The organism is Bradyrhizobium dasycarpum (assembly GCF_042019905.1).
Classification (GTDB): Bacteria; Pseudomonadota; Alphaproteobacteria; order Rhizobiales; family Xanthobacteraceae; genus Bradyrhizobium; species Bradyrhizobium japonicum_B.
Genome location: NZ_CP169574.1, coordinates 1,742,073 through 1,762,187, shown reverse-complemented (window position 1 = coordinate 1,762,187; position 20,115 = coordinate 1,742,073). Strand labels below are relative to the sequence as shown.

The window sequence follows — 20,115 nt, the reverse complement described above, 5'->3', positions numbered from 1 at the left end:
TTCCCTTCCACGGTTTAACCGGGCGGCATGGGAAAACAGATCGTTCCGCCGGAAGAACCGGCCGAAATTCACGAGGTGCCGCTGCGTGAAGCGCTGGAAGAGCGCTATCTCGCCTATGCGCTCTCCACCATCATGCACCGCGCGCTGCCGGACGCGCGCGACGGCCTGAAGCCGGTCCATCGGCGCATCCTCTACGGCATGCGCCTGCTCAGGCTCGACCCCGGCACCGCCTTCAAGAAATCCGCCAAGATCGTCGGCGACGTGATGGGCTCGTTCCATCCGCACGGCGACCAGGCGATCTACGACGCCATGGTGCGCCTCGCGCAGGATTTCTCCTCGCGCTACCCGCTGGTCGACGGCCAGGGCAATTTCGGCAATATCGACGGCGATAATCCGGCCGCCTACCGCTACACCGAAGCGCGCATGACCGATGTCGCGCGGCTTCTGCTCGATGGCATCGACGAGGACGGCGTCGAATTCCGCGCCAATTACGACGGCCAGTCGAAGGAGCCGGTGGTGCTGCCCGGCGGCTTCCCGAACCTGCTCGCCAACGGCGCGCAGGGCATCGCGGTCGGCATGGCGACCTCGATCCCGCCGCACAACGCCGCCGAGCTTTGCGACGCCGCGCTGCACCTGATCGAGAAGCCCGACGCGAAGTCCAAGGCGCTGCTGAAGTGGGTGAAGGGCCCGGACTTCCCGACCGGGGGCATCATCGTCGATTCCAAGCAGGCGATCGCCGAGGCCTATGCCACCGGCCGCGGCTCGTTCCGTGTCCGGGCGAGGTGGGAGCAGGAGGAGGGCGCACGCGGCACCTGGGTCGTCGTCGTCACCGAGATCCCCTTCCTGGTGCAGAAATCGCGCCTGATCGAGAAGGTCGCCGAGCTGCTCGACCAGAAGAAGCTGCCGCTGGTCGGCGACATCAGGGACGAGTCGGCCGAAGACGTCCGCATCGTGATCGAGCCGAAATCGAAGAACGTCGACCCGGCGCTGATGATGGAATCGCTGTTCCGGCTGACCGAGCTCGAAAACAAGATCCCGCTGAATCTCAACGTGCTGATCAAGGGCAAGGTGCCCAGGGTCGTGGGCCTTGCCGAGGCCTTGCGCGAATGGCTCGACCATCTGCGCGACGTCCTGCTCCGCCGCAGCAACTACCGCAAGGCGCAGATCGAGCACCGGCTGGAAGTCCTCGGCGGCTTCCTGATCGCCTATCTGAACATCGACAAGGTGATCAAGATCATCCGCACCGAGGATGAGCCGAAGCCGGCGCTGATGAAGGTGTTCAAGCTCACCGAGGTGCAGGCCGAAGCCATCCTCAACATGCGCCTGCGCTCCTTGCGCAAGCTCGAGGAGATGGAGATCCGCACCGAGGACAAGAACCTCCGTGCCGAGCTCAAGGGCATCAACGCGGTGCTCGCCTCCGAGGCCGAGCAGTGGAAGAAGGTCGCCGAGCAGGTCGGCAAGGTCCGCGACATGTTCGGACCGAAGACGCCGCTCGGCAAGCGCCGCACCACCTTTGCCGACGCGCCCGAGCACGATCTCGCCGCGATCGAGGAGGCCTTTGTCGAGCGCGAGCCGGTGACCGTCGTCGTCTCCGACAAGGGCTGGATCCGCACCATGAAGGGCCATGTCGAGGATCTCTCGGGGCTCGCCTTCAAGCAGGACGACAAGCTCGGCTTCGCCTTCTTCGCCGAGACGACCTCGAAGCTCCTGCTGCTCGCCACCAACGGCAAGTTCTACACGCTCGACGTCGCCAAGCTGCCGGGCGGGCGCGGTCACGGCGAGCCGATCCGCCTGTTCATCGACCTCGAGCAGGAGGCGGCGCCGGTCGCGCTGTTCGTCAACAAGGGCGGGCGCAAATTCCTGGTCGCGAGCCACGAGGGCCAGGGTTTCGTCGTCAACGAGGACGATTGCGTCGGCACCACCAAGAAGGGCAAGCAGGTCCTCAACGTCGACATGCCGAACGAGGCGCGCGCGATCACCGAAGTGGTCGGCGACACCGTCGCGGTGATCGGCGAGAACCGCAAGATGCTCATCTTCCCGCTCGACCAGGTGCCGGAAATGGCGCGCGGCCGCGGCGTGCGCCTGCAGAAGTACAAGGACGGCGGCCTCTCGGACGTGACCGTGTTCGAGGCCAAGGCCGGCCTGACCTGGAAGGACTCCGCGGGCCGCGAATTCTCCGCGACCATGAAGGAGCTCGCCGAGTGGCAAGGCACCCGCGCCGACGCCGGCCGCCTGCCGCCGAAGGGTTTCCCCAAGTCGAACAAGTTCGGCAAGGTGATCGGGTAGGGGCTTGTGTCCCGGACGCGCTGCAGCGTGCAACGCTGCTGCGCAGAGCCGGGACCCACGCTGCACTGGATACTCGGAGACACGGGCCCCGGCTCAGCAGCGCACCGCCGAAGAAGCGCTGCGCTGCGTCCGGGGCACGAGATTGGTGCGCAACTGCATCCACATCGTCTTGCGAGCGCAGCGACGCAATCCAGAGTCTTTTCGCGGTGGCGGTCGCTGCGCTCGCAATGACGGGATGCGATGGAGTTGCGCTCCAACCCTGAAGTGCACATCCGCGCAAACGCGCGGCTGATAGCCGTGTGCGCATACGTGCTTCTGCCGTGTGGGCACGAACATTGCTTTTTGCTGGCGACCGTAACCGTTTCGCCAAGGCAAGAAGAAACCAATGTTCAAACTCAAGTCTTTCATCCCCGCGCTGTTCGGCCTCGCGCTGGCCGCGGCGCCTGCGCATGCGGCGGGGAATCTCGTCGCGGTGCTCGAGGCGGAAATCGTCACCCTCGATCCGCATTTCTCCACAGCCTATATTTCGCGCACGTTTGGCTACATGGTGTTCGATACGCTCTTTGCGAAGGACACCAAGGGCGACATCAAACCGCAGATGGTGCAGGACTGGAAAGTCTCGCCCGATGGCCTGACCTACAGTTTCACCCTGCGCGATGGCCTGAAGTGGCATGATGGCCAGCCGGTCACCGCGGCCGATTGCGTGGCCTCGCTGCGCCGCTGGGGCACGCGCAGCGCGCTCGGCCGCCGCATCTTCGCGATCACCGCTTCGCTCGAGCCCACCGATGCCAAAACCTTCGTGCTGACCCTGAAGGAGCCGTCGGGTCTTGTCATCGATGCGCTCGGCAATCCGGTCAGCCCCGTCGCCTTCATGATGCCCGAGCGCATCGCCAAGACGCCCGGCGATCAGCGCATCACCGAGATCATCGGTTCCGGCCCGTTCGTCTACAGCAAGGCCGATCACCGCACCGGCGATCGCATGATCCTGAAGAAGTTCGCCGACTATGTGCCGCGCCCCGAGCCCGCCGACTTCCTCGCCGGCGGCAAGCGAGTCAATGTCGACACGCTCGAGATCTGCGTCATTCCCGACGGTGCGACCGCAGCCTCCGCGCTCCAGGCCGGCGAGATTGACTTCATGCAATACGCCCCGTTCGATCTGTTGCCGCAGCTGGAGAAGAACTCCCGCGTCAAGCTCGTCAACTTCACCGGCGGCAACATGTTCGCAGGGGCCTACCGCCTCAACGCCGCGTCGAAACCGTTCGACGATCCCGCGATCCGGCGCGTGCTGTGGAAGCTGGTCGACCAGCGCGAGGTGCTGGATGCGCTCGGGCTCGATGCCAAATACGCCACGCCGTGCGCGACGTTCTTCACCTGCGGCACCACTTATGAAAGCAAGGCCGGCACCGAAGCGGCGGCAAAGCCATCGATCGAGGCGGCGAAGGCCGCGCTGAAGGCGACCAAATATGCCGGCGAGCCCGTCGTCGTCATGGAGGCCAACGATCTCGAAGCCCCGCGCGTCTCGGCGCAGGTGCTCGCCGAACGGCTGAAGGCTGCCGGCTTCAACGTCGATCTGCAGGTGATGGATTGGGCGAGCGTGCTGGCGCGCCGCGCCAAGAAGGAAGGCTGGAGCGCCTATGGCGTTCACGCCGGCGGCTTCGACCTGGGGTCGCCGCTGACCAACGTCATGGTTGCCTTCAACTGCGCCGACTTCACCGGCTGGCAATGCGATGCGCGCATCACGCCGTTGATGGAAGCCTTCGCCAAGGCGCCGGCCGAGGAGGACCGCAAGAAGATCGCGGGCGAGATCCAGGCCGTCATGTACGATCAGGCACCCGCAATTCCGTGGGGCCAGTTCGCGCAGCCGGCCGCCTATCGCGCGACGCTGCGCGGTCTGATACCGTCCGCCATCCCGGTGTTCTGGAACGTTGAGAAGTAACGCGATGTACGATGTCATTGTTGTCGGCGGCGGCTCCGCCGGCGCCGCTGTTGCGGCACGGCTGTCCGAGGATCCCGCACGGCGCGTGCTGCTGCTCGAAGCGGGGCGCGACTGGCGCGCCGACGAGGCGCCATGGGAAGTGCGAACGCCCAATCCGATCCCGATCATCCACAAGCGCGAATACCAGGAGAAATGGCAATGGCCTGACCTTCTGACGCGCCGGGTGGCGGGCCAGGAGCCTCGCTTCTACTGGCGCGGCAAGGGGCTCGGCGGCTCGTCGATGATGAACGGCCAGATCGCCATCCGCGGTGTTGCGGACGCCTTCGACGAATGGGCCGCTAATGGTTGCACCGGCTGGTCGGCCAGGGAGGTGATGCCGCTGTTCTCCGTGATCGAGGACGATCTGGAATTCGGCAACGCCGAGGGCCACGGAAGCGGCGGGCCGTTGCCGGTCTATCGCGCGCCACCCGAAAAGTGGGGTCCGATCGATCGCGGCTTGCGCGATGCGGCGCTCGCGGCCGGGTATCCCTGGTGTGCCGATGTCAACGGCCCGGACGGCGAGGGCGTCGCCTGCTATCCCATCAACAGCCGCGACAGCCGCCGCATCAGCACCAATGAGGGTTATCTCGAGGCCGGCGCGCGGCCGCTCAATCTGGAGATCCGCGGCCATGCGCTGGTCGATCGCGTGCTGATCAGCGACGGCCGCGCAACCGGCGTTCGCGTTCATGTCGAGGGGCAGGGCACAAGTGAGATCAGCGCGCGCCAGATCGTGCTGTGCGCCGGCGCCATTCACAGTCCGGCGATCCTGCTGCGCTCGGGCATTGGCCCCGCCGAGGAGTTGCGGGCGATGGGGATCGCGGTCGCGCGCGATCTGCCGGTCGGCCGCCATTTCTTCGACCACCCGCTGTTTCGCGCCACGATCCAGCTCCGGGAGGAGCTTCGCCCCACCGATCCCGATACGCGGCACACCAATTGCTGCGTGACCTACTCGTCGGGCCTCGCCAACGGCGGCAAGCGCGACATGATCCTGATCGCGTTCAATCACCGTGGCATCGGGGTAGCAGGCGCGATTGGCGCCGGGCTGTTCAACGCGTATTCCCGCGGCACGCTCAAATTGGCCTCGACCGACCCCGCGATCGATCCCGTCGTCGAGGAGAACATGCTGGCCGATCCCCGCGACATGCTGCGGATGATGGATGCGGTGAAACGCCTCGCCGTCATCACCTCGCAGCCGGCGCTGTCAGGCATCGCCGACTGGATCCGGCTGACCGACACCGACCTGACGCTGCCGCAGGCCGCCAGCCTGCCGGATCACGAGCTCGACGCGGTGCTGCGTCGGGAGACCGGCGACATCCAGCACGCCGCCGGCAGCTGCCGCATGAGCGGCGTCAATGACCCCGACGGCGTGGTCAATCCCGACGGCACGGTGAAGGGCATTTCCGGCCTGCGCGTCGCCGACGCCTCGATCATGCCGTCCGATTGCCGCGCCAATACGCATTTCACCACGGTGGTGATCGGGGAAGCGATCGCACGGATGATGATAAGGTAGCGGGCACGGCTTCGCGGCGGTCCCCTGGCACAACAGCAGTGTCATGCCCCGCGAAGGCGGGGCATCCAGTACGCCGCGGCCTCTCTTCTCAATCACGCCCGCCTCGGAGTACTGGATCGCCCGGTCGAGCCGGGCGATGACACCGAGTGTTTGGAAGTTAATACCAACACCGTCATTGCGAGCCAGCGAAGCAATCCAGAATCGTTCGCAGAGGAATTCTGGATTGCTTCGTCGCATCCGTGCAAAATTGCTGCGCAATTTTCTCACGAGCTCCTCGCAATGACGGAGCAAGGGGCCAGGCCCTCGCTCTCCAATTCACACTTCAAACAGCAGACGCAGGTTCGCCCTCTCGCGGCGCATTTCGCCCGAGTCTTGCTTCATGGCGCGCCCTTCAAAATAGACGAGGGCGCAGGGAAGGCCGGGCGCCGGCTGGCACCCGAGTCCGTGCGCGATAGAAGATGCACACGGGGTGGACCACAGGTGTTGCCGGTCGCCCGGCCTTCCCTGCGCGAATGGTTTTAACGGTGTCCTTCGTGCTCTCCTCGGGGAGCGTTGCACTATTGCCCCCGTCGCCTTGCGGCTGGTCGATGCGCGCGCCGGTCGGCCGCCACATCACCGCAAAGGCTTGACGCCAGAACCCCGGGCGCCGGGACCACACGACTTCTCCGTCCGCGCACGTCCTCGCATGTCGCTCCGAGGGGTGGCGTGTGCTCGCCCCCGGAGCCATGCGAAGACGCTGACAGCGCCGTGTCGTATGCGCGGCAAGCCATCGCTCACGGTGTCCCGCCCTGCAATGCCGATCACGCCCGACGCCGTCGCGTCCATCGCTGCCCAGCCCGCGGTTCGTGACGATCGCGATCCGCCCCTCGTCTCGGGCCAGGGTGTTTTGCTTGTACGACAAATCCGAATTTCGGTAAAGTGGAATATTTTGCAGGGCGGGGCTTGACAGGCGGCTTGGTCAAACTGACCGGGCTGTTTTGCCCGACGGTTAACGGTCTTCCCGACAGCCGAGGGAGCTCGGAGTTGTTCTCGATCTCGGAGGCGTGAATATCGGCTTTCGGACAACGGCTCTTTCCTGCTTGCATTCGGAACCATTCGGTCTATATTGATTGGATGAAAGCTGCCAATTCTCAACTCCCCGTAGGTCGCCCCCGCGAGTTTGATCTCGACGAGGCGATCACCCGGGCAATGCAGGTCTTCTGGGATCGCGGCTATCACGATACATCGTTGCCCGACCTCCTTGCCGGAATGAAGCTTTCGAAGGGCAGCTTCTACAAGGCTTTCGGCGACAAGAAATCAGTCTTCTTACGCGCCCTCAAACTCTATACGGACGATGGCGTACGAAACGTTCAAGAGGTTCTTCGATCGGATCCTTCGCCGAAGGCGGCAATACGCAACGCTTTGGTCCGGTATGCGGATTTGTCTTCTGGAAGCAAAGGTGTCCGCGGATGTTTCGGTGTATTGACCGCAGTCGAGATGTTGCCGGCAGATCCAGACATCGCGGACGTGATCAAGCGTCTTTTCACCAGGCTCCAAGACCTGTTCGCTGCCACGGTAGCGAAAGGGCAGGCTGCCGGCGAAATCAGGAATAGCTGCGACCCCAGGGTTATAGCGCACTTTATCGTTTCCCATGCCCAGGGCATGAGGGTTCTTGGAAAAGTTGGAGCACGTCGCGACGAAATGCTGAAAAATATCGATCTCCTGATGGAGACTATTCTCTAAAGCCTAATTAGGAACCGATTGGTCTATATTATGATTGTCGTGGTTCGCTTGCCGTCGTCTGAAAACAACTCGGAGAAGAGGTCATGAAAACTTGGTTCATCACAGGCTGCTCAAGCGGCTTCGGCCAGCGGCTTGCGCTCGCCGCAGCACGGCGGGGCGATCAGGTCATCGCGACGGCCCGCAACGTCAAGGCGATCGAGGAAATGGCCGAGCCTTTCGGTGGCCGCATGATCGCTTTGCCACTCGACGTGACCGATGCGGCGGCAGTCAAGGCCGCGGTCACAAAAGCGGCCGAGACCTTTGGCGGATTTGACGTGCTCGTGAACAATGCCGGCTACGGGCTGTTCGGCGCAATAGAGGAGGGCACGCCCGAGGAATATCGGCCGATGTTCGAGGTGAACGTCTTCGGTCTGATCGAAACCACCAGAGCCTCCTTGCCCATCCTGCGACGTTCGGGCGGAACGATCGTGAACATGTCGTCCGGCGCAGGCATCGCGGGCGCGGGCGGCGGAGGTTATTACAACGCCGCCAAGTTCGCCGTGGAAGGAATTTCCGAGGCGCTCGCAGGCGAACTGAAGCCGTTCGGCATCCGCGTGCTGATCGTCGAGCCTGGGCCGTTTCGCATCGATTTTCTTGGCCGTTCGATCACGATGGCGGCCAACGAGATGCCGGAATACGCCACGAGCTCGCGCAAGCACTATCGCGAAACCAACAATGGCAATCAGGCGGGCGATCCCGACAAGGCCGTCGCGGTGATCCTGCAGGCAGTCGACGCAGATGATGCCCCGCTTCATCTGCCGCTCGGCCCGATCGCGCACGCGATCGCCGAGCGAAAGCTGGCTGCCTTCCGCAGCGATATCGACGGCTGGCGCGACATCACGATCGCCACCGATTTCGACCAACCCTGAGCGCTGGCCGCGAGCTCTGTTTGGACGTCAACATCTGACTGGAAAGCGATCATGATCGCAACTTTGAAGGGGTTTACCCAGCAACTGGTGCCGGTGAATGGCATCAAGATCAACGCCGTCACGGGAGGCTCAGGCCCGCCGATCCTCATGCTTCACGGCTGGCCGGAAACATGGTGGGAATGGCACAAGGTGATGCCGCTGCTCGCTGAGCATTTCAGCGTGGTGGCCATGGATCTGCGCGGCGCGGGCTTTTCCGACTGCCCGCTCGGCGGCTATGACAAGGCGACGATGGCGCGCGACGCGCATGAAGTGATGATAGCCCTGGGGCATGAACGCTACGGCGTGTGCGGACATGACATCGGCGGAATGGTCGCCTTGCCGCAGGCCGCCATCTATCGGGAGTCCGTTACCCACCTGGCCGTCCTCGACGTTCCGCTTCCCGGCTGGACCGGATGGGAGGCGACGGCCGCAAGGCTTTGGCACTTCGGCTTCCATATGAACCGGGACCTGCCCGAGCGCCTGATTCATGGCCGTGAATATGACTATGTTTCGACCTTCATGGCAGAGCGGTTCTACGATCACAGCACCTTCAATCCGGCGGACATCGAGATCTACGCCAAGGCGATGGCGCTTCCTGGCCGCACGCGTGGCGGCATGGAATGGTACCGCACCCTCGCGGCCGATCATGCGACTGCGCTCGAGTACAAGAAGCAACCGCTCGAAATACCGGTGCTTGGCCTCGGTGGGGACCACCGGTTCGGTGCGCAGATGGTGCCGATGCTCAAGGAGTTCGCCACCAATGTGAGGGGCGGCTCGATCGCGCGGTGCAGCCACTATGTCGCGGACGAGCGGCCGGATGAAGTCGCAGCCGCTCTGATCGAGTTCCACAAGGCCAATTGAAACCCGGCGCCCGCGCCGCGTGGGCCGGGCGGATCGCGAGGCTGCGGGCAGATCGCGCCTGCGGCGATTGCGATGAATCTAACAAATAGCAAAGGAGACTGTCATGACCGCACCCGTCATTCGCGGCGTCAATCATATCGGCATCACGGTGCCCGACATCGAAGCAGCAAAATCGTTCCTGGTGGAAGCTTTCGGCGGCCAGGTGATCTACCAGTCTTTCGGACCGCAGGATTCGCCGCGGCAGGGACCCGAATTCGAGCGGGCCGTCGGCGCCTTTCCCGGAACGGTTGTGCGTGCGCAGGCGATGGTCAAGATCGGAACGGGACCCGATATCGAGCTCTTCGAAATGCACGGTCCCGAGCAAGTCAAGCCGATCCGGGCGAGCGACTTCGGCATCACGCACTTCGCTCTCTACACCGACGACATCGACGCATCCGTCGAGCGATTCCAGAAGGCGGGTGGAATGCCGCTCACGGCACCGCGGGCGATCCCCTATGCGACGGAGAAAGGCCCCGGCAACAAGGTCTGCTACTGCCAGATGCCTTGGGGCACGACGATGGAATTCATCACCACGCCCGACCGCATGCCCTACCACGATCAAACGGACTTGCGGAGGTGGCAAGACGAGGACTGAGAGGAGCGGGGAGGGCACCGGCTTCGAATAGTCGACATGCCAGATGCATGGCCCGTCTCGGCGCCGGAGCCTGCACGTACCTTTTGGAGACAGCGGTCCATCGGGCCCGCTGTCTGACCCGGATATGCTCAATCGTGATTATAAACAGCTGCGGCGCCCCAAGTGAAAACGGCGCAGGGTTCTAGAAGTCTACAATCCATCTTGAAATCCATCTTGATGAGTCAGAAAGCCGGCTTATGACAAATGCAACAATGATAGTGACCTGCAGCGGCGGCACATTTTTCGATCGCGACTATTACGTCGATGTGCACCTACCGTTGGCACTCGCAAGCTGGCAGAAGCACGGCCTCGAAAGTGCCGCCGCCTTCTTCCCCCGAGACGGCGATGCGGTAGATGTTTCCGTGGGAGTTTATCGGTTTCGCGATGAGGCTGCGCTTAACGCTGCCCTTGCATCCGCCGAAACAGGCGCAGTCATGGCCGACGTGCCCCGGTTCACTGACGCGAAGGTTTCCCGAATGATCGCAGCCCCGCTCTGATGACCTGCTGGCGCGATGCATAGGGCGGTCACACATCAATTTCGTATCGCAGTCTCAAGTCTGAGACCCAGCGGACTTCCGCTTCTGGCCGTCCCAAAGCCGCCGTGCACCTGGTAGGATGGGTTGAGCGTAAGCGAAACCCATCAATCCGTCCTCCGGTGACGACGCATGATGGGTTTCGCAAGAGCTCAACCCATCCTACGCACTAGACGGAACCGAGGCCCCATAGAACCTGGCCCACAAAGGCCGCCGCAAGCTCTTGCAGCGGCCTTTGCTTGTCCGTGGGGCATGTTCGGCGTTCAGATCGTCTGACCGCCTGATACTTCGATCCGTTGCCCCGTAACCCAGCGATTGTCCTCACTCAGCAGGCTCGCGATCATCGGACCGATATCATCGGGGACACCAACGCGGCCCAGAGCAGTCATGGCGGCGAATTGCTTGTTCACGTCGGGACTGTCGCGCACCAGGCCACCACCAAAGTCGGTTTCGATCGCGCCGGGCGCAACGCTGTTGACGCGGATGCCACGCGACCCAAGCTCCCTGGCCATGCAGACCGCCATCATGTCGGCGGCGGCCTTCGCCATGGTGTAGACGGCGAAGCCCGGATAGGTGACGCGCGTCAAGCCGCTGCCGATGGTGACGATCGAGCCACCGTCCGCCATCAGCGGCAACAGGGCCTGGGTGAGGAAGAATACGCCTTTGACATGGAGGTTCATCTGCTGATCGAACTGCGCTTCGGTGGTCTCGCTGAGCGGAGCGAAGAGGCCGTCGCCGGCATTGTGCACGAGGTAGTCGAAGCTCTCGCGGCCAAATGTCTCCTTCAGCGTCTGAGCGAGTCTTCGCGCGAAGGTGGGAAATCCGGCGACGTCGGCGCTGTCCAGTTGAAAGGCGACGGCCCGGCGTCCCAGCGCCTCGATCTCGGAAACGGCACTCTCCGCGAGATCCGCACGGCTCCGATAGGTGATGATGACATCGCTGCCCTTGCGCGCGATGTTGACGGCCATGTTGCGGCCAAGGCCGCGGCTCGCACCGGTGACGATTGCAATTTTAGCCATGTGATGTCTCCTTCGTTTGGCACGGCGAAGGTGGCACGCACCGCGGCATTCGAGTTGCCGGATCCTTGAGCCTTCTTGCCTATTCCTCCAAATGACCGCGAGCACCGCTCAGGCCGGGCCGTCGCTGCTTTGAACGATCAATGCACATGCCCAAAGTTGGAGCAGGCCGGCCATGTCCGGTTGCCGGAGCCCGCGGCTGGTATAAATTCGCGGAATGACAACGACCTTGCTCGAAACTGTTCGCCGCTATGCGGACTTGCATTCCGACCAGAACGGCACGGCCAGAACGCCGATCCCGGGCCTTACGGCCATACGGGCCCTGACGCAGGGCCAGCTTCAATACGCGATCAACCGCCCGCTCGTTGCGCTCGTCCTGCAGGGCCGTAAACGCGTGACACTGGGATCGCACAGCTTCGATTTCGGCGCGGGGAGTCGCTCCTGATCTCGGCGGATGTGCCGACCGTCAGCCAGATTACCCGCGCCAGCGTAAAGGCCCCATATTTTTCCCTGGTCGTTGAGCTCGACCCGGCGGTGATCGCGAGCCTGATCGTGGAGATGAACCTTGCTCCCGAGCAGCAAGGCATTCACGTGCGCGTCGATCCGACCGAATCCGAGGTTGCCGATGCCGCGCTCCGCTTGATGCGGCTGCTCGAGCGCCCGTCATCCCTGCCGGTTCTGCAATCTCAGTTCGTTCGCGAGATCCACTATTGGCTGCTGGCGGGTCGACACGGCGCGGCGATCAGGGCTCTCGGGGTCCCCGACAGCCACGCGCAACGCATCGCGCGCGCCGTCGCGATCATTCGTTCCGAATATGCAAGGCCGCTGCGCGTCGAACGCCTGGCGGAAGCGGCTGCCATGAGTCCGTCCTCGTTTCACCAGCACTTCCGGGCGATGACATCGCTCAGTCCCCTGCAATTTCAGAAGCAGCTGCGGCTCATCGAGGCGCGTCGGATGATGTTGTCGGAGGGCTCCGACGTGAGCAGCGCGGCCTTCGGGGTAGGTTACGAAAGCGTCTCGCAGTTCACGAGAGAATATGGGCGCTTGTTCGGGCTGCCGCCTGCCAAGGACATCAAGGCCGCGCTCGGTCAGCTGGACACCGCAGCCTGAGCCGAGCCGGGCGATCGACCACCCGGGACACGCAAGGCCGATGGCGTAGCGGCGATCTCCTCTTCCTAAATCACCCCCGCCAGCCTCAGCGCCACGCCCGCCGCGCAGCTTCCGGCTAGCACCGTCAGCATCCCCAGCTTGAACCGGAAGATCGCCGTCGCCGCCGCAATCGCCAGCAGCAGCGCGGGGATATCGACGCTCGTCAGCACCGGGCTATCGAAATTCAGCGGAAACGCCTGCACCGGCACCGTCTCGCGAAACAGCGTGTGCAGGGCGAACCAGATCGAGAGGTTGAGGATCACCCCGACCACGGCCGCGGTGATCGCGCTGAGCGCGCCGGCAAGGCCAATGTTGCCGCGCAGGCGCTCGATGTAGGGCGCGCCGACGAAGATCCAGAGGAAGCAGGGCGTGAAGGTGACCCAGGTCGCGAGCAGGCCGCCGAGCGTGGCCGCGAGCATCGGCGACAGCCCGCTCGGGTCGCGGTAGGCCGCCATGAAGCCGACGAACTGCAGCACCATGATCAACGGGCCCGGCGTGGTCTCGGCCATGCCGAGGCCGTCCAGCATCTCGTGCGGCTTCAGCCAGTGATAATGCTCGACCGCCTGCTGGGCGACATAGGCCAGCACGGCATAGGCGCCGCCGAAGGTGACGAGCGCCATCTTCGAGAAGAACAGCGCGATCTGGCTGAAGACGCTGCCGTGCCCGAGCGCAAGCAACAGCACGATGACCGGCACCAGCCACAGCGCCAGCCACAGCGCACCGACACGGATCGCGCGCGCGGTGTCGGGCTTGACGTGGTCGGGCACGGCTTCGCCGAGCATGCTGTCGATTGCGGCGCTGCCGCCGCCAGGGCCGTGACCGCTTGGTGCGAATTCCGGCCGGCCGCCGCGCGCGCCGGCATAGCCGATCAGGCCGGCGGCGATGACGATGATCGGGAAGGGCACCGCGAAGAAGAAGATCGCGACGAAGGCCGCGGCCGCAATCGCGATCATGATGCGGTTCTTCAGCGCGCGCTTGCCGACGCGAACCACGGCCTCGACCACGATGGCGAGCACGGCGGCCTTGAGGCCGAAGAACAGCGCCTCGACGAAGCTGACATTGCCGAAAGCCGCGTAGACGTAGCTGAGGCCCATGATGGCGATGATGCCGGGCAGGATGAACAGCCCCCCGCCATCAGTCCGCCGGCGGTGCGGTGCATCAGCCAGCCGACATAGGTGGCGAGCTGCTGCGCCTCCGGGCCCGGCAGCAGCATGCAATAGTTCAGCGCATGCAGGAAGCGGCCTTCGGAGATCCACTTCTTCTCCTCGACCAGGATGCGGTGCATCACCGCGATCTGGCCCGCGGGCCCGCCGAAGCTCAGACAGGCGACGCGAAGCCAGACGCGGAATGCCTCGTTGAAGCTGATGCCGTGACCGGCATCAGCTCCTGCTTGAACGTTGCGGATGTCCATCAAGCCTTCACCTTGTTGGTCGGCCAGTTGTGGGTCTCGGCCGTAGCATCGCGGCACCAGCGGTAGAAGGCATCATACAGCGTCATGCCGGCCTCGATCTGGGCGAGGTCGTCGTCATACATCCGCGACAGCCCGAGCGAGGCCGCGAGCAGGCCCGGCGCCTCCGGCGCCAGATCCGGCCGTGCGGTGTCGGCGCCGCGCACCAGCGTCGCGAGCCGGAGCAGGGCCGGGGTGGCGATGCCGAACTCCTCGATCATGACGTCGAAGGTACAGAGCTCGCCGCGGTGGCTCCAGAACACGTTCTCGATGTCGAACGAAGCGTTCGCTGACCGCGACCACCTCGGAGGGGGCGACATAGAGGAACACCGCGCCCGGATCAACGAAGCGGCGGATCAGCCAGGGGCAGGCGATGCGGTCGACCTTCGGCCGCGCCCGCGTCACCCAGACGGTACGCCCGCCGGCATCGCGTGGCGGCAGTTTTCGCGCGTCGACCAGCGGCAGCTTGGCCGCTTTCCAGCCCTCGAAGCCTCCTCCAGCGTCTCGGCCTCGACGCCGAGCTGGCGCAGCCAGGCCGCGGTGCCCTGGGCGAGCTTCTCACCGCGGAAGCATGCGACGACGGCCCGGCGGCCGGCGAAGTCGCCGCCCCAGTCCGTCACATTCTCGTGGCTGAGCTTGATGGAGCCGGGGATCAGCCGCCGGTCGGCGGCAAAATCCTCCTCGGTGCGCACGTCGATCAGGGCAGGCGTGTTCGCGGTGCCGATCAACCGTGCCAATTTGTCGGATGATATGGTCGTGAATGGTGACATGATGCGTCCTCGCAACAAACGAACGGGACGCGATGCTTGGGCTTGTCGCCTCGTGGGGAGATCGCTCAAATCCCCATGGCCCCGATTACAGCGAAACTAAGTTGCACTGTCAATCCGCAGGACGATTGGACCTTAGAAAATTGGTGCCCGCCGTCTATATTGCGCGCCGGCAGACCTGAATCTTCCGGAGAATTCGATGCATTCCCATTCCATCGAACAATGGACCCATGACCACGCCTTCCTGGGCGAGCAGCACGACGCGAACGAGCGGCGCACCTGGCTCGTTGTGGTGCTGACGCTGGTCATGATGGTCGGCGAGATCGTGGCCGGCTCGCTGTTCGGCTCGATGGCGCTGCTCGCCGACGGCTGGCACATGGGCACGCATGCCGCCGCGCTCGGCATCGCCGCCTTTGCCTACCGCTTCGCCCGCCGGCATCTGGGCAATGCGCATTTCACCTTCGGCACCGGCAAGTTCGGCGACCTCGCCGCCTTCGCCAGCGCGGTCATCCTGGGCCTGATCGCGGTCGAGATCGCCTATGAGAGCGTGCTGCGGCTGATCAATCCGGTGCCGATCGTCTATGGCGAGGCGATCGCGGTGGCCGTTCTCGGCCTCGGCGTCAACCTCGCCAGCGCCTGGCTGCTGCGCGGCAGCCACGACCATCACCATCACCATCACGACCATGGCCATGCGCACGATGACCACGACGATCATGACCACGATCACCATCACCATGGCCATCACCGCCATCATCACGACAACAACCTGCGCGCGGCCTATGTCCATGTCATGACCGATGCCGCGACCTCGGTGCTGGCGATCGCCGCGCTGGCGGTCGCCATGGTTTCGGGCTGGGTCTGGGCCGATCCGGCCGTAGGCCTGATCGGCAGCGTCGTGATCGCGAGCTGGGCGTTCGGCCTGATCAAGTCATCGGGGGCGGTGCTGCTCGACGTGCGGGCCGACGAGAAGCTGGAGCGGGTGATCCGCGCGCGCATGGAGGTCGGCGACGACCGCGTCACCGATCTGCATCTCTGGCAGGTCGGCCCCGGCCATTGTGCCGTGCTGCTCTCGGTGGTGTCGGACAAGCCGAAGCAGCCGGCCGTCTACAAGCGGCGGCTAGCGGGGCTGAAGGGCCTCAGCCACGTCACGGTGGAGGTCGAGACCTGCCCGCATTAAGCGGCTTCGACGCTCAATCCGGCAGCGGCCTGGTGCGGATCAGGAACAGCGCGGCCAGCGCCGAGAGGCTGAGCGCGGAGGAGACGATCAGCACCTTGGCGCCCATGAGATCAATCAAGAGGCCGAAGGCCAGCGGCGCCACCGCCTGCGCCATGCGGGCGGGCGCGCCGATGATGCCGAGACGGTAGCCGAAATCCTTCGGGCCGAAGATCGACAGCGGCAGGGTGCCGCGCGCGATCGTCAGGATGCCGTTGCCCGAGCCGTGGAACAGCGCGAACGCGCTCGCCGCGGCGCCGCCGAAGATCGCCACGATCACCGCGCCGATCGGATGGGTGAGGCTGGCCAGCCGCGTCGACCACAGCGGATGGAAACGGCTGAGGTAGCCCGCCTCCAACATGCGTGCACCGACTTGCGCCGGGCCGATCAGGGCGCCGGCCGCGATTGCCTCGGCCGGCGTTGCGCCTGTTGCCTCCAGGATGCGGGGGAAATGCGCGGCCATGGCGCCGGTGACGGTCCAGACCGCCGCGAAGATGAAGGCGAGCAGGAGCATGGTGCGGTCGAGCGGCAAATGCGGCTTCTCGGCCGTGGCCGCCGCCTGCTTGGCGCCCTTGATCGCCGGCAGCATGAAGAAATTGAGCGGCAGGCCGATCAGGATGTTGGCGGCAGCCCAGGCAAAGCAGGTCTCGCGCCAGCCGATATGGGCAAGGCCCCAGGCGGTGAGCGGCCAGCCGACGGTGGACGCAAAGCCCGCCATCAGCGTGATGCCGGTGATGGGCCTGCGCGCCTCGGTGCCGTAGATGCGCCCCAGCGCGGCGAAGGCGGCGTCGTAAAGCCCCATCGCCATGCCGATGCCGAGCACGAGCCAGGCGATCGCCATCACAGCGACGGACTGCGAGAGCCCGAGCAGAACGAGACCGCCAGCGATGGTCAGGTTCGAGACCGACAGCACCTGGCGGCCGCCGACGAGGTCGATCTGCCGCCCGATGCGCGGGCCGAGCATCGCCGAGATCACCAGCGAGGCCGAGAACGCGCCGAAGATCCAGTTGGAGGAGACGCCGAGGTCGCGCGCCATGGGATCGGCGATCAGCGCCGGCAGGTAATAGCTCGAGGCCCAGGCCAGGGTCTGCGTGGTGCCCAGCGCCAGGATGATCGGAAGCTGCCGCTGGCTCATCGGCGCGTGCTTCCGATTCTGGCCGACAAAATCATCATCGTCGGCATTTGCTCCCGTGCGGCGAGGGCGTCAACCGCAGCCTCGGCATATTCGACCTGCGCGGGACGGGGAGCCTTGCGTGCGCGGCTTTGCGCCTTTCGTCCGTCACGAATGCACGCCATAATAGCGCATGCAAACAGCTTCCCGCCTTTCCTTGATAAACTGGATCGCGAGCCAGGGGCTCACGGGCCTGCCCGAACAGGAACTGCTGCGCGGCTTCTGCGAGCGCTGCTGCGACGAAGGGCTCGAGCTGTCGCGCGGCCTCGTGATCATCGACACGCTGCATCCGATCTACGAGGGCCGCGCGTTCCGCTGGAGCGATACGCCGAGCAACGAGAGCGACGTCATCGAATACGGCTCGACGGCGGAGGGCGACGCGGCCAAGAACTGGCGCCGCTCGGTGTTCTATCATTTGCTCGAGCATGGCGACGACGAGATGGTGATCGATCTCGCTGAGGCGCCGTCGCTGGATTTCTCGCAGATCGGCGACCTCGCCGAAAACGGCCACCGCCACTTCCTGGCTTTCGTGCACCGCTTCGGCGAGAGCGGAGCGCTCGGGCAGATGGACTGTCTCTACTCCTACTGGACGACGCGGCGGGACGACGGCTTCACCGAGGCCGAACTCGCTGCGCTCCGCGATCTCGTGCCCGTGCTCGGTCTCGCGATCAAGTCAGCACAACAATTCGACATCGTGCGCACGCTCGGCCGGGTCTATCTCGGCCGCGACGCCTCCGAGCAGGTGCTGCGCGGACGCATCTCGCGCGGCGTCACCGAGCGCATCAATGCCGTGCTCTGGTACTCCGATCTGCGCGGCTCGACCGGGATCAGCGAGAGCATCGGCCCGGACGAGATCATCCCGTTCCTCAACGACTATGCGCAGGCCGTGATCGACGCCATCCACGAGGCCGGCGGCGATGTGCTCAAGCTGATCGGCGACGGCGTGCTTGCCATGTTCTGGGGCGAGGACATGGCGGATGCGCGGCGGGCGGCGCTGCGCGCCGAGCACCTGTTCCGCAAGAATATCGCGGCGCTCAATGCCCGCCGGGCAACGGAGGGGCGGCCGACCACGTCAGCCTATATCGGCCTGCATGTCGGCCAGGTCTTCTACGGCAATATCGGCAGCGAGGACCGGCTCGATTTCACCGTGGTCGGTCCGACCGTGAACGAGGTCAGCCGCATCGCCGCGATGAGCCGCTCGGTCGACCGCGAGCTGCTGGCGTCGTCCGAGTTCTACCAGGGTCTCGATGCCGCCGGGCGCCGCTATCTCGTCTCCACCGGCCGCTATGCGCTGCGCGGCATCGGCCGTGCGCAGGATCTCTACACCCTCGATCCCGAGGTCGACGCAAGCGAGCCGGTGACGGGAAGCTACGAGCGCTATCTGGCCGGTTAGGCCTCGCTGTTTCGACATACTCCGTCATTGCGAGGAGCTCTTGCGACGAAGCAATCCAGACTGTCTCCGTGGAAAGATTCTGGATTGCTTCGCTTCGCTCGCAATGACGGCGTGGTCAGCATTGCGCCGCCACTTCGTCCCCCACCATGTCCGGCTGCCGGTCGAGCGCCACGGCCGGCGAGAGCCAGATCACCAGGGCCTGCACGCCGAACACGGCGGCTGCCAGATAGAGGCATGCTTCCGCGCTCCAGAGCCCGCCGACCACCGCGCCCAGCACTGAACCGAGCGGGCGGGCGCCATAGCTCATGATGTTGATGGCGGAGACGCGTCCGAGCAGGCGCGGCGGCGTCACCGACTGGCGCAGCGTCGTGGTCGAGATCACCCACAGGATCGGCCCGACGCCGAGCAGGAAGAAGCTCAAGGCCGCGAGCCAGGGCGAGGGGACCAGCACCGTCAGCGCCATCACGACCGCGGCAACGAGGCCGGTGACCGGGCCGAGGCCGACCACGGTGCCGAAGGCGATGCGCCGCATCACGCGGGTGGCGAGCAGCGCGCCGATCACCATGCCGACGCCGTACATCGTCAGCACCGTGCCGACGCCCGCGGCGGTGAGGCCGAGATGACGCACGGCATAGGGCACGAACACGGCGATCTGCAGGAACCAGCCGGTGTTGAAGATGAATTGGGTGATGAACACCGGCCGCAGCAGCGGATGGTGAAACACGAATGCCGCGCCTTCGCGGATGTCCTGGAGCGGATGGCGGCGCGGCGCCGCTGCGCGGGCGGGTTCGAAGATGCCGGATAGCAGCACCACCGCGATCGCCGACAGCGCCGCGGCGAAGCCGAAGGCCGGGCTCGCGCCCCACCAGCCCACCAGTGCGCCGCCGAGCGCAGGTCCGCTGGCGAAGGCGACGGTGCGCGCCAGCTCGATCCGCGCATTGGCCGCCGGCAACAGCTCGGCGCTCACCAGCGAGGGCACCAGCGCCGGCGCGGCCACGCTGTAGACCACGGTGCCGCACACTGCCGCGAAGCCGAGCAGCGCCAGCAGCGGCAGATTGAGCGCGCCGAGCGCGAGCAGCAGCACGATAGCCGCGAGCGCCACGGCCCGCAGCGCCTCGGCTCCTGCCATCAGCGAGCGGCGCGAGATGCGGTCGGCGAGCAGGCCGGCGGGAATGGCGAACAGCACGAAGGGCAGGGTCAGCGCGGTCTGCAACAGGCCGGTCTGGCCTTCCGCGACCCCGAGCGTGAGCACCGCGACGATGGGGGCGGCCGCCAGGGCGATCTGTTCGGCCGACTGCGCCGCGAGGTTGGACCAGGCGAGGCGGCTGAAGGTGTCGGGGAGGCGAGGCGGGTTTGACATGGCTCATGTCCTGCAAAGTCGGGTTGGCGCCAGTATTCGGCGCCGGGGGCGGCCAAACCCACCCGCTTCCCGACAAGGAGGGCAGATGACAG

The 20,115-nt window shown here is 65.1% G+C and carries 16 protein-coding genes and 3 pseudogenes; 12 read left to right on the top strand and 7 right to left on the bottom strand.

What is annotated here, in order from left to right; all coding sequences use genetic code 11:
* Positions 1–27: 27 nt before the first annotated feature.
* The 8 genes from parC to ACETMP_RS08805 all read left to right on the top strand — a co-directional run bounded on the left by parC (position 28) and on the right by ACETMP_RS08805 (position 10,471).
* Positions 28–2,286 carry a DNA topoisomerase IV subunit A gene (gene parC, locus ACETMP_RS08840; RefSeq protein ID WP_375160639.1) on the top strand — a complete coding sequence of 753 codons (2,259 nt, stop codon included), beginning with the start codon at positions 28–30 and terminating at the stop codon, positions 2,284–2,286.
* Positions 2,287–2,671: 385 nt separating this feature from the next.
* Entirely contained in the window at positions 2,672–4,222 is a 1,551-nt protein-coding gene (locus ACETMP_RS08835) for an ABC transporter substrate-binding protein (protein WP_375160638.1), read from the top strand.
* Between the two features lie 4 nt (positions 4,223–4,226).
* Positions 4,227–5,771, top strand: coding sequence for a GMC family oxidoreductase (locus tag ACETMP_RS08830; RefSeq protein WP_375160637.1), 1,545 nt, complete (start codon positions 4,227–4,229; stop codon positions 5,769–5,771).
* 1,113 nt (positions 5,772–6,884) lie between these two features.
* On the top strand, positions 6,885–7,493 hold the full coding sequence (locus ACETMP_RS08825; protein WP_375160636.1) for a TetR/AcrR family transcriptional regulator: 609 nt from the start codon (positions 6,885–6,887) through the stop codon (positions 7,491–7,493).
* An 83-nt stretch (positions 7,494–7,576) separates the two neighbouring features.
* Positions 7,577–8,401 (top strand): oxidoreductase, encoded by an 825-nt coding sequence (locus ACETMP_RS08820; protein ID WP_375160635.1) that lies wholly within the window; start codon positions 7,577–7,579, stop codon positions 8,399–8,401.
* Between the two features lie 51 nt (positions 8,402–8,452).
* Positions 8,453–9,301, top strand: coding sequence for an alpha/beta fold hydrolase (locus tag ACETMP_RS08815; protein ID WP_375160634.1), 849 nt, complete (start codon positions 8,453–8,455; stop codon positions 9,299–9,301).
* A 103-nt stretch (positions 9,302–9,404) separates the two neighbouring features.
* Positions 9,405–9,935, top strand: coding sequence for a VOC family protein (locus ACETMP_RS08810; RefSeq protein ID WP_375160633.1), 531 nt, complete (start codon positions 9,405–9,407; stop codon positions 9,933–9,935).
* A gap of 236 nt (positions 9,936–10,171) precedes the next feature.
* Positions 10,172–10,471 (top strand): EthD family reductase, encoded by a 300-nt coding sequence (locus ACETMP_RS08805; protein WP_375160632.1) that lies wholly within the window; start codon positions 10,172–10,174, stop codon positions 10,469–10,471.
* 299 nt (positions 10,472–10,770) lie between these two features.
* On the opposite strand, the gene ACETMP_RS08800 is transcribed toward ACETMP_RS08805, so the two are convergent.
* A complete protein-coding gene (locus ACETMP_RS08800; protein ID WP_375160631.1) occupies positions 10,771–11,526 on the bottom strand; it encodes an SDR family NAD(P)-dependent oxidoreductase in 756 nt (251 codons plus the stop codon).
* A gap of 214 nt (positions 11,527–11,740) precedes the next feature.
* On the opposite strand from ACETMP_RS08800, the pseudogene ACETMP_RS08795 reads away from it, so the two are divergent.
* A pseudogene (locus ACETMP_RS08795) lies at positions 11,741–12,201 on the top strand (AraC family transcriptional regulator); the annotation flags it as partial.
* A 180-nt stretch (positions 12,202–12,381) separates the two neighbouring features.
* Positions 12,382–12,633 carry a helix-turn-helix domain-containing protein gene (locus tag ACETMP_RS08790; protein WP_375161867.1) on the top strand — a complete coding sequence of 84 codons (252 nt, stop codon included), beginning with the start codon at positions 12,382–12,384 and terminating at the stop codon, positions 12,631–12,633.
* Positions 12,634–12,698: 65 nt separating this feature from the next.
* Here the strand turns inward: ACETMP_RS08790 and chrA are convergent.
* The 4 genes and pseudogenes from chrA to ACETMP_RS08770 form a co-directional block, all read right to left on the bottom strand.
* A pseudogene (gene chrA, locus ACETMP_RS08785) lies at positions 12,699–14,083 on the bottom strand (chromate efflux transporter).
* Complete coding sequence (locus ACETMP_RS08780; protein ID WP_375160630.1) at positions 14,083–14,439, bottom strand: chromate resistance protein ChrB domain-containing protein; 357 nt, start codon at positions 14,437–14,439, stop codon at positions 14,083–14,085. Before ACETMP_RS08780 ends, chrA begins: the two are co-directional and overlap by 1 nt.
* A gap of 31 nt (positions 14,440–14,470) precedes the next feature.
* Positions 14,471–14,524: pseudogene (locus tag ACETMP_RS08775) on the bottom strand (chromate resistance protein ChrB domain-containing protein); the annotation flags it as partial.
* On the bottom strand, positions 14,521–14,889 hold the full coding sequence (locus ACETMP_RS08770) for a rhodanese-like domain-containing protein (RefSeq protein WP_375160629.1): 369 nt from the start codon (positions 14,887–14,889) through the stop codon (positions 14,521–14,523). The gene ACETMP_RS08770 and the pseudogene ACETMP_RS08775, both read right to left, overlap by 4 nt.
* Positions 14,890–15,085: 196 nt before the next feature.
* On the opposite strand from ACETMP_RS08770, the gene dmeF reads away from it, so the two are divergent.
* The gene (dmeF, locus tag ACETMP_RS08765; protein WP_375160628.1) at positions 15,086–16,063 is read left to right on the top strand and encodes a CDF family Co(II)/Ni(II) efflux transporter DmeF; all 978 of its coding nucleotides are present in this window, start codon (positions 15,086–15,088) and stop codon (positions 16,061–16,063) included.
* A gap of 13 nt (positions 16,064–16,076) precedes the next feature.
* On the opposite strand, the gene ACETMP_RS08760 is transcribed toward dmeF, so the two are convergent.
* Entirely contained in the window at positions 16,077–17,234 is a 1,158-nt protein-coding gene (locus ACETMP_RS08760) for an MFS transporter (RefSeq protein WP_375160627.1), read from the bottom strand.
* Between the two features lie 169 nt (positions 17,235–17,403).
* On the opposite strand from ACETMP_RS08760, the gene ACETMP_RS08755 reads away from it, so the two are divergent.
* On the top strand, positions 17,404–18,663 hold the full coding sequence (locus ACETMP_RS08755) for an adenylate/guanylate cyclase domain-containing protein (RefSeq protein WP_375160626.1): 1,260 nt from the start codon (positions 17,404–17,406) through the stop codon (positions 18,661–18,663).
* 115 nt (positions 18,664–18,778) lie between these two features.
* Here the strand turns inward: ACETMP_RS08755 and ACETMP_RS08750 are convergent, their stop codons facing one another.
* Positions 18,779–20,023, bottom strand: coding sequence for an MFS transporter (locus tag ACETMP_RS08750; RefSeq protein ID WP_375160625.1), 1,245 nt, complete (start codon positions 20,021–20,023; stop codon positions 18,779–18,781).
* Between the last annotated feature and the right edge of the window lie 92 nt (positions 20,024–20,115).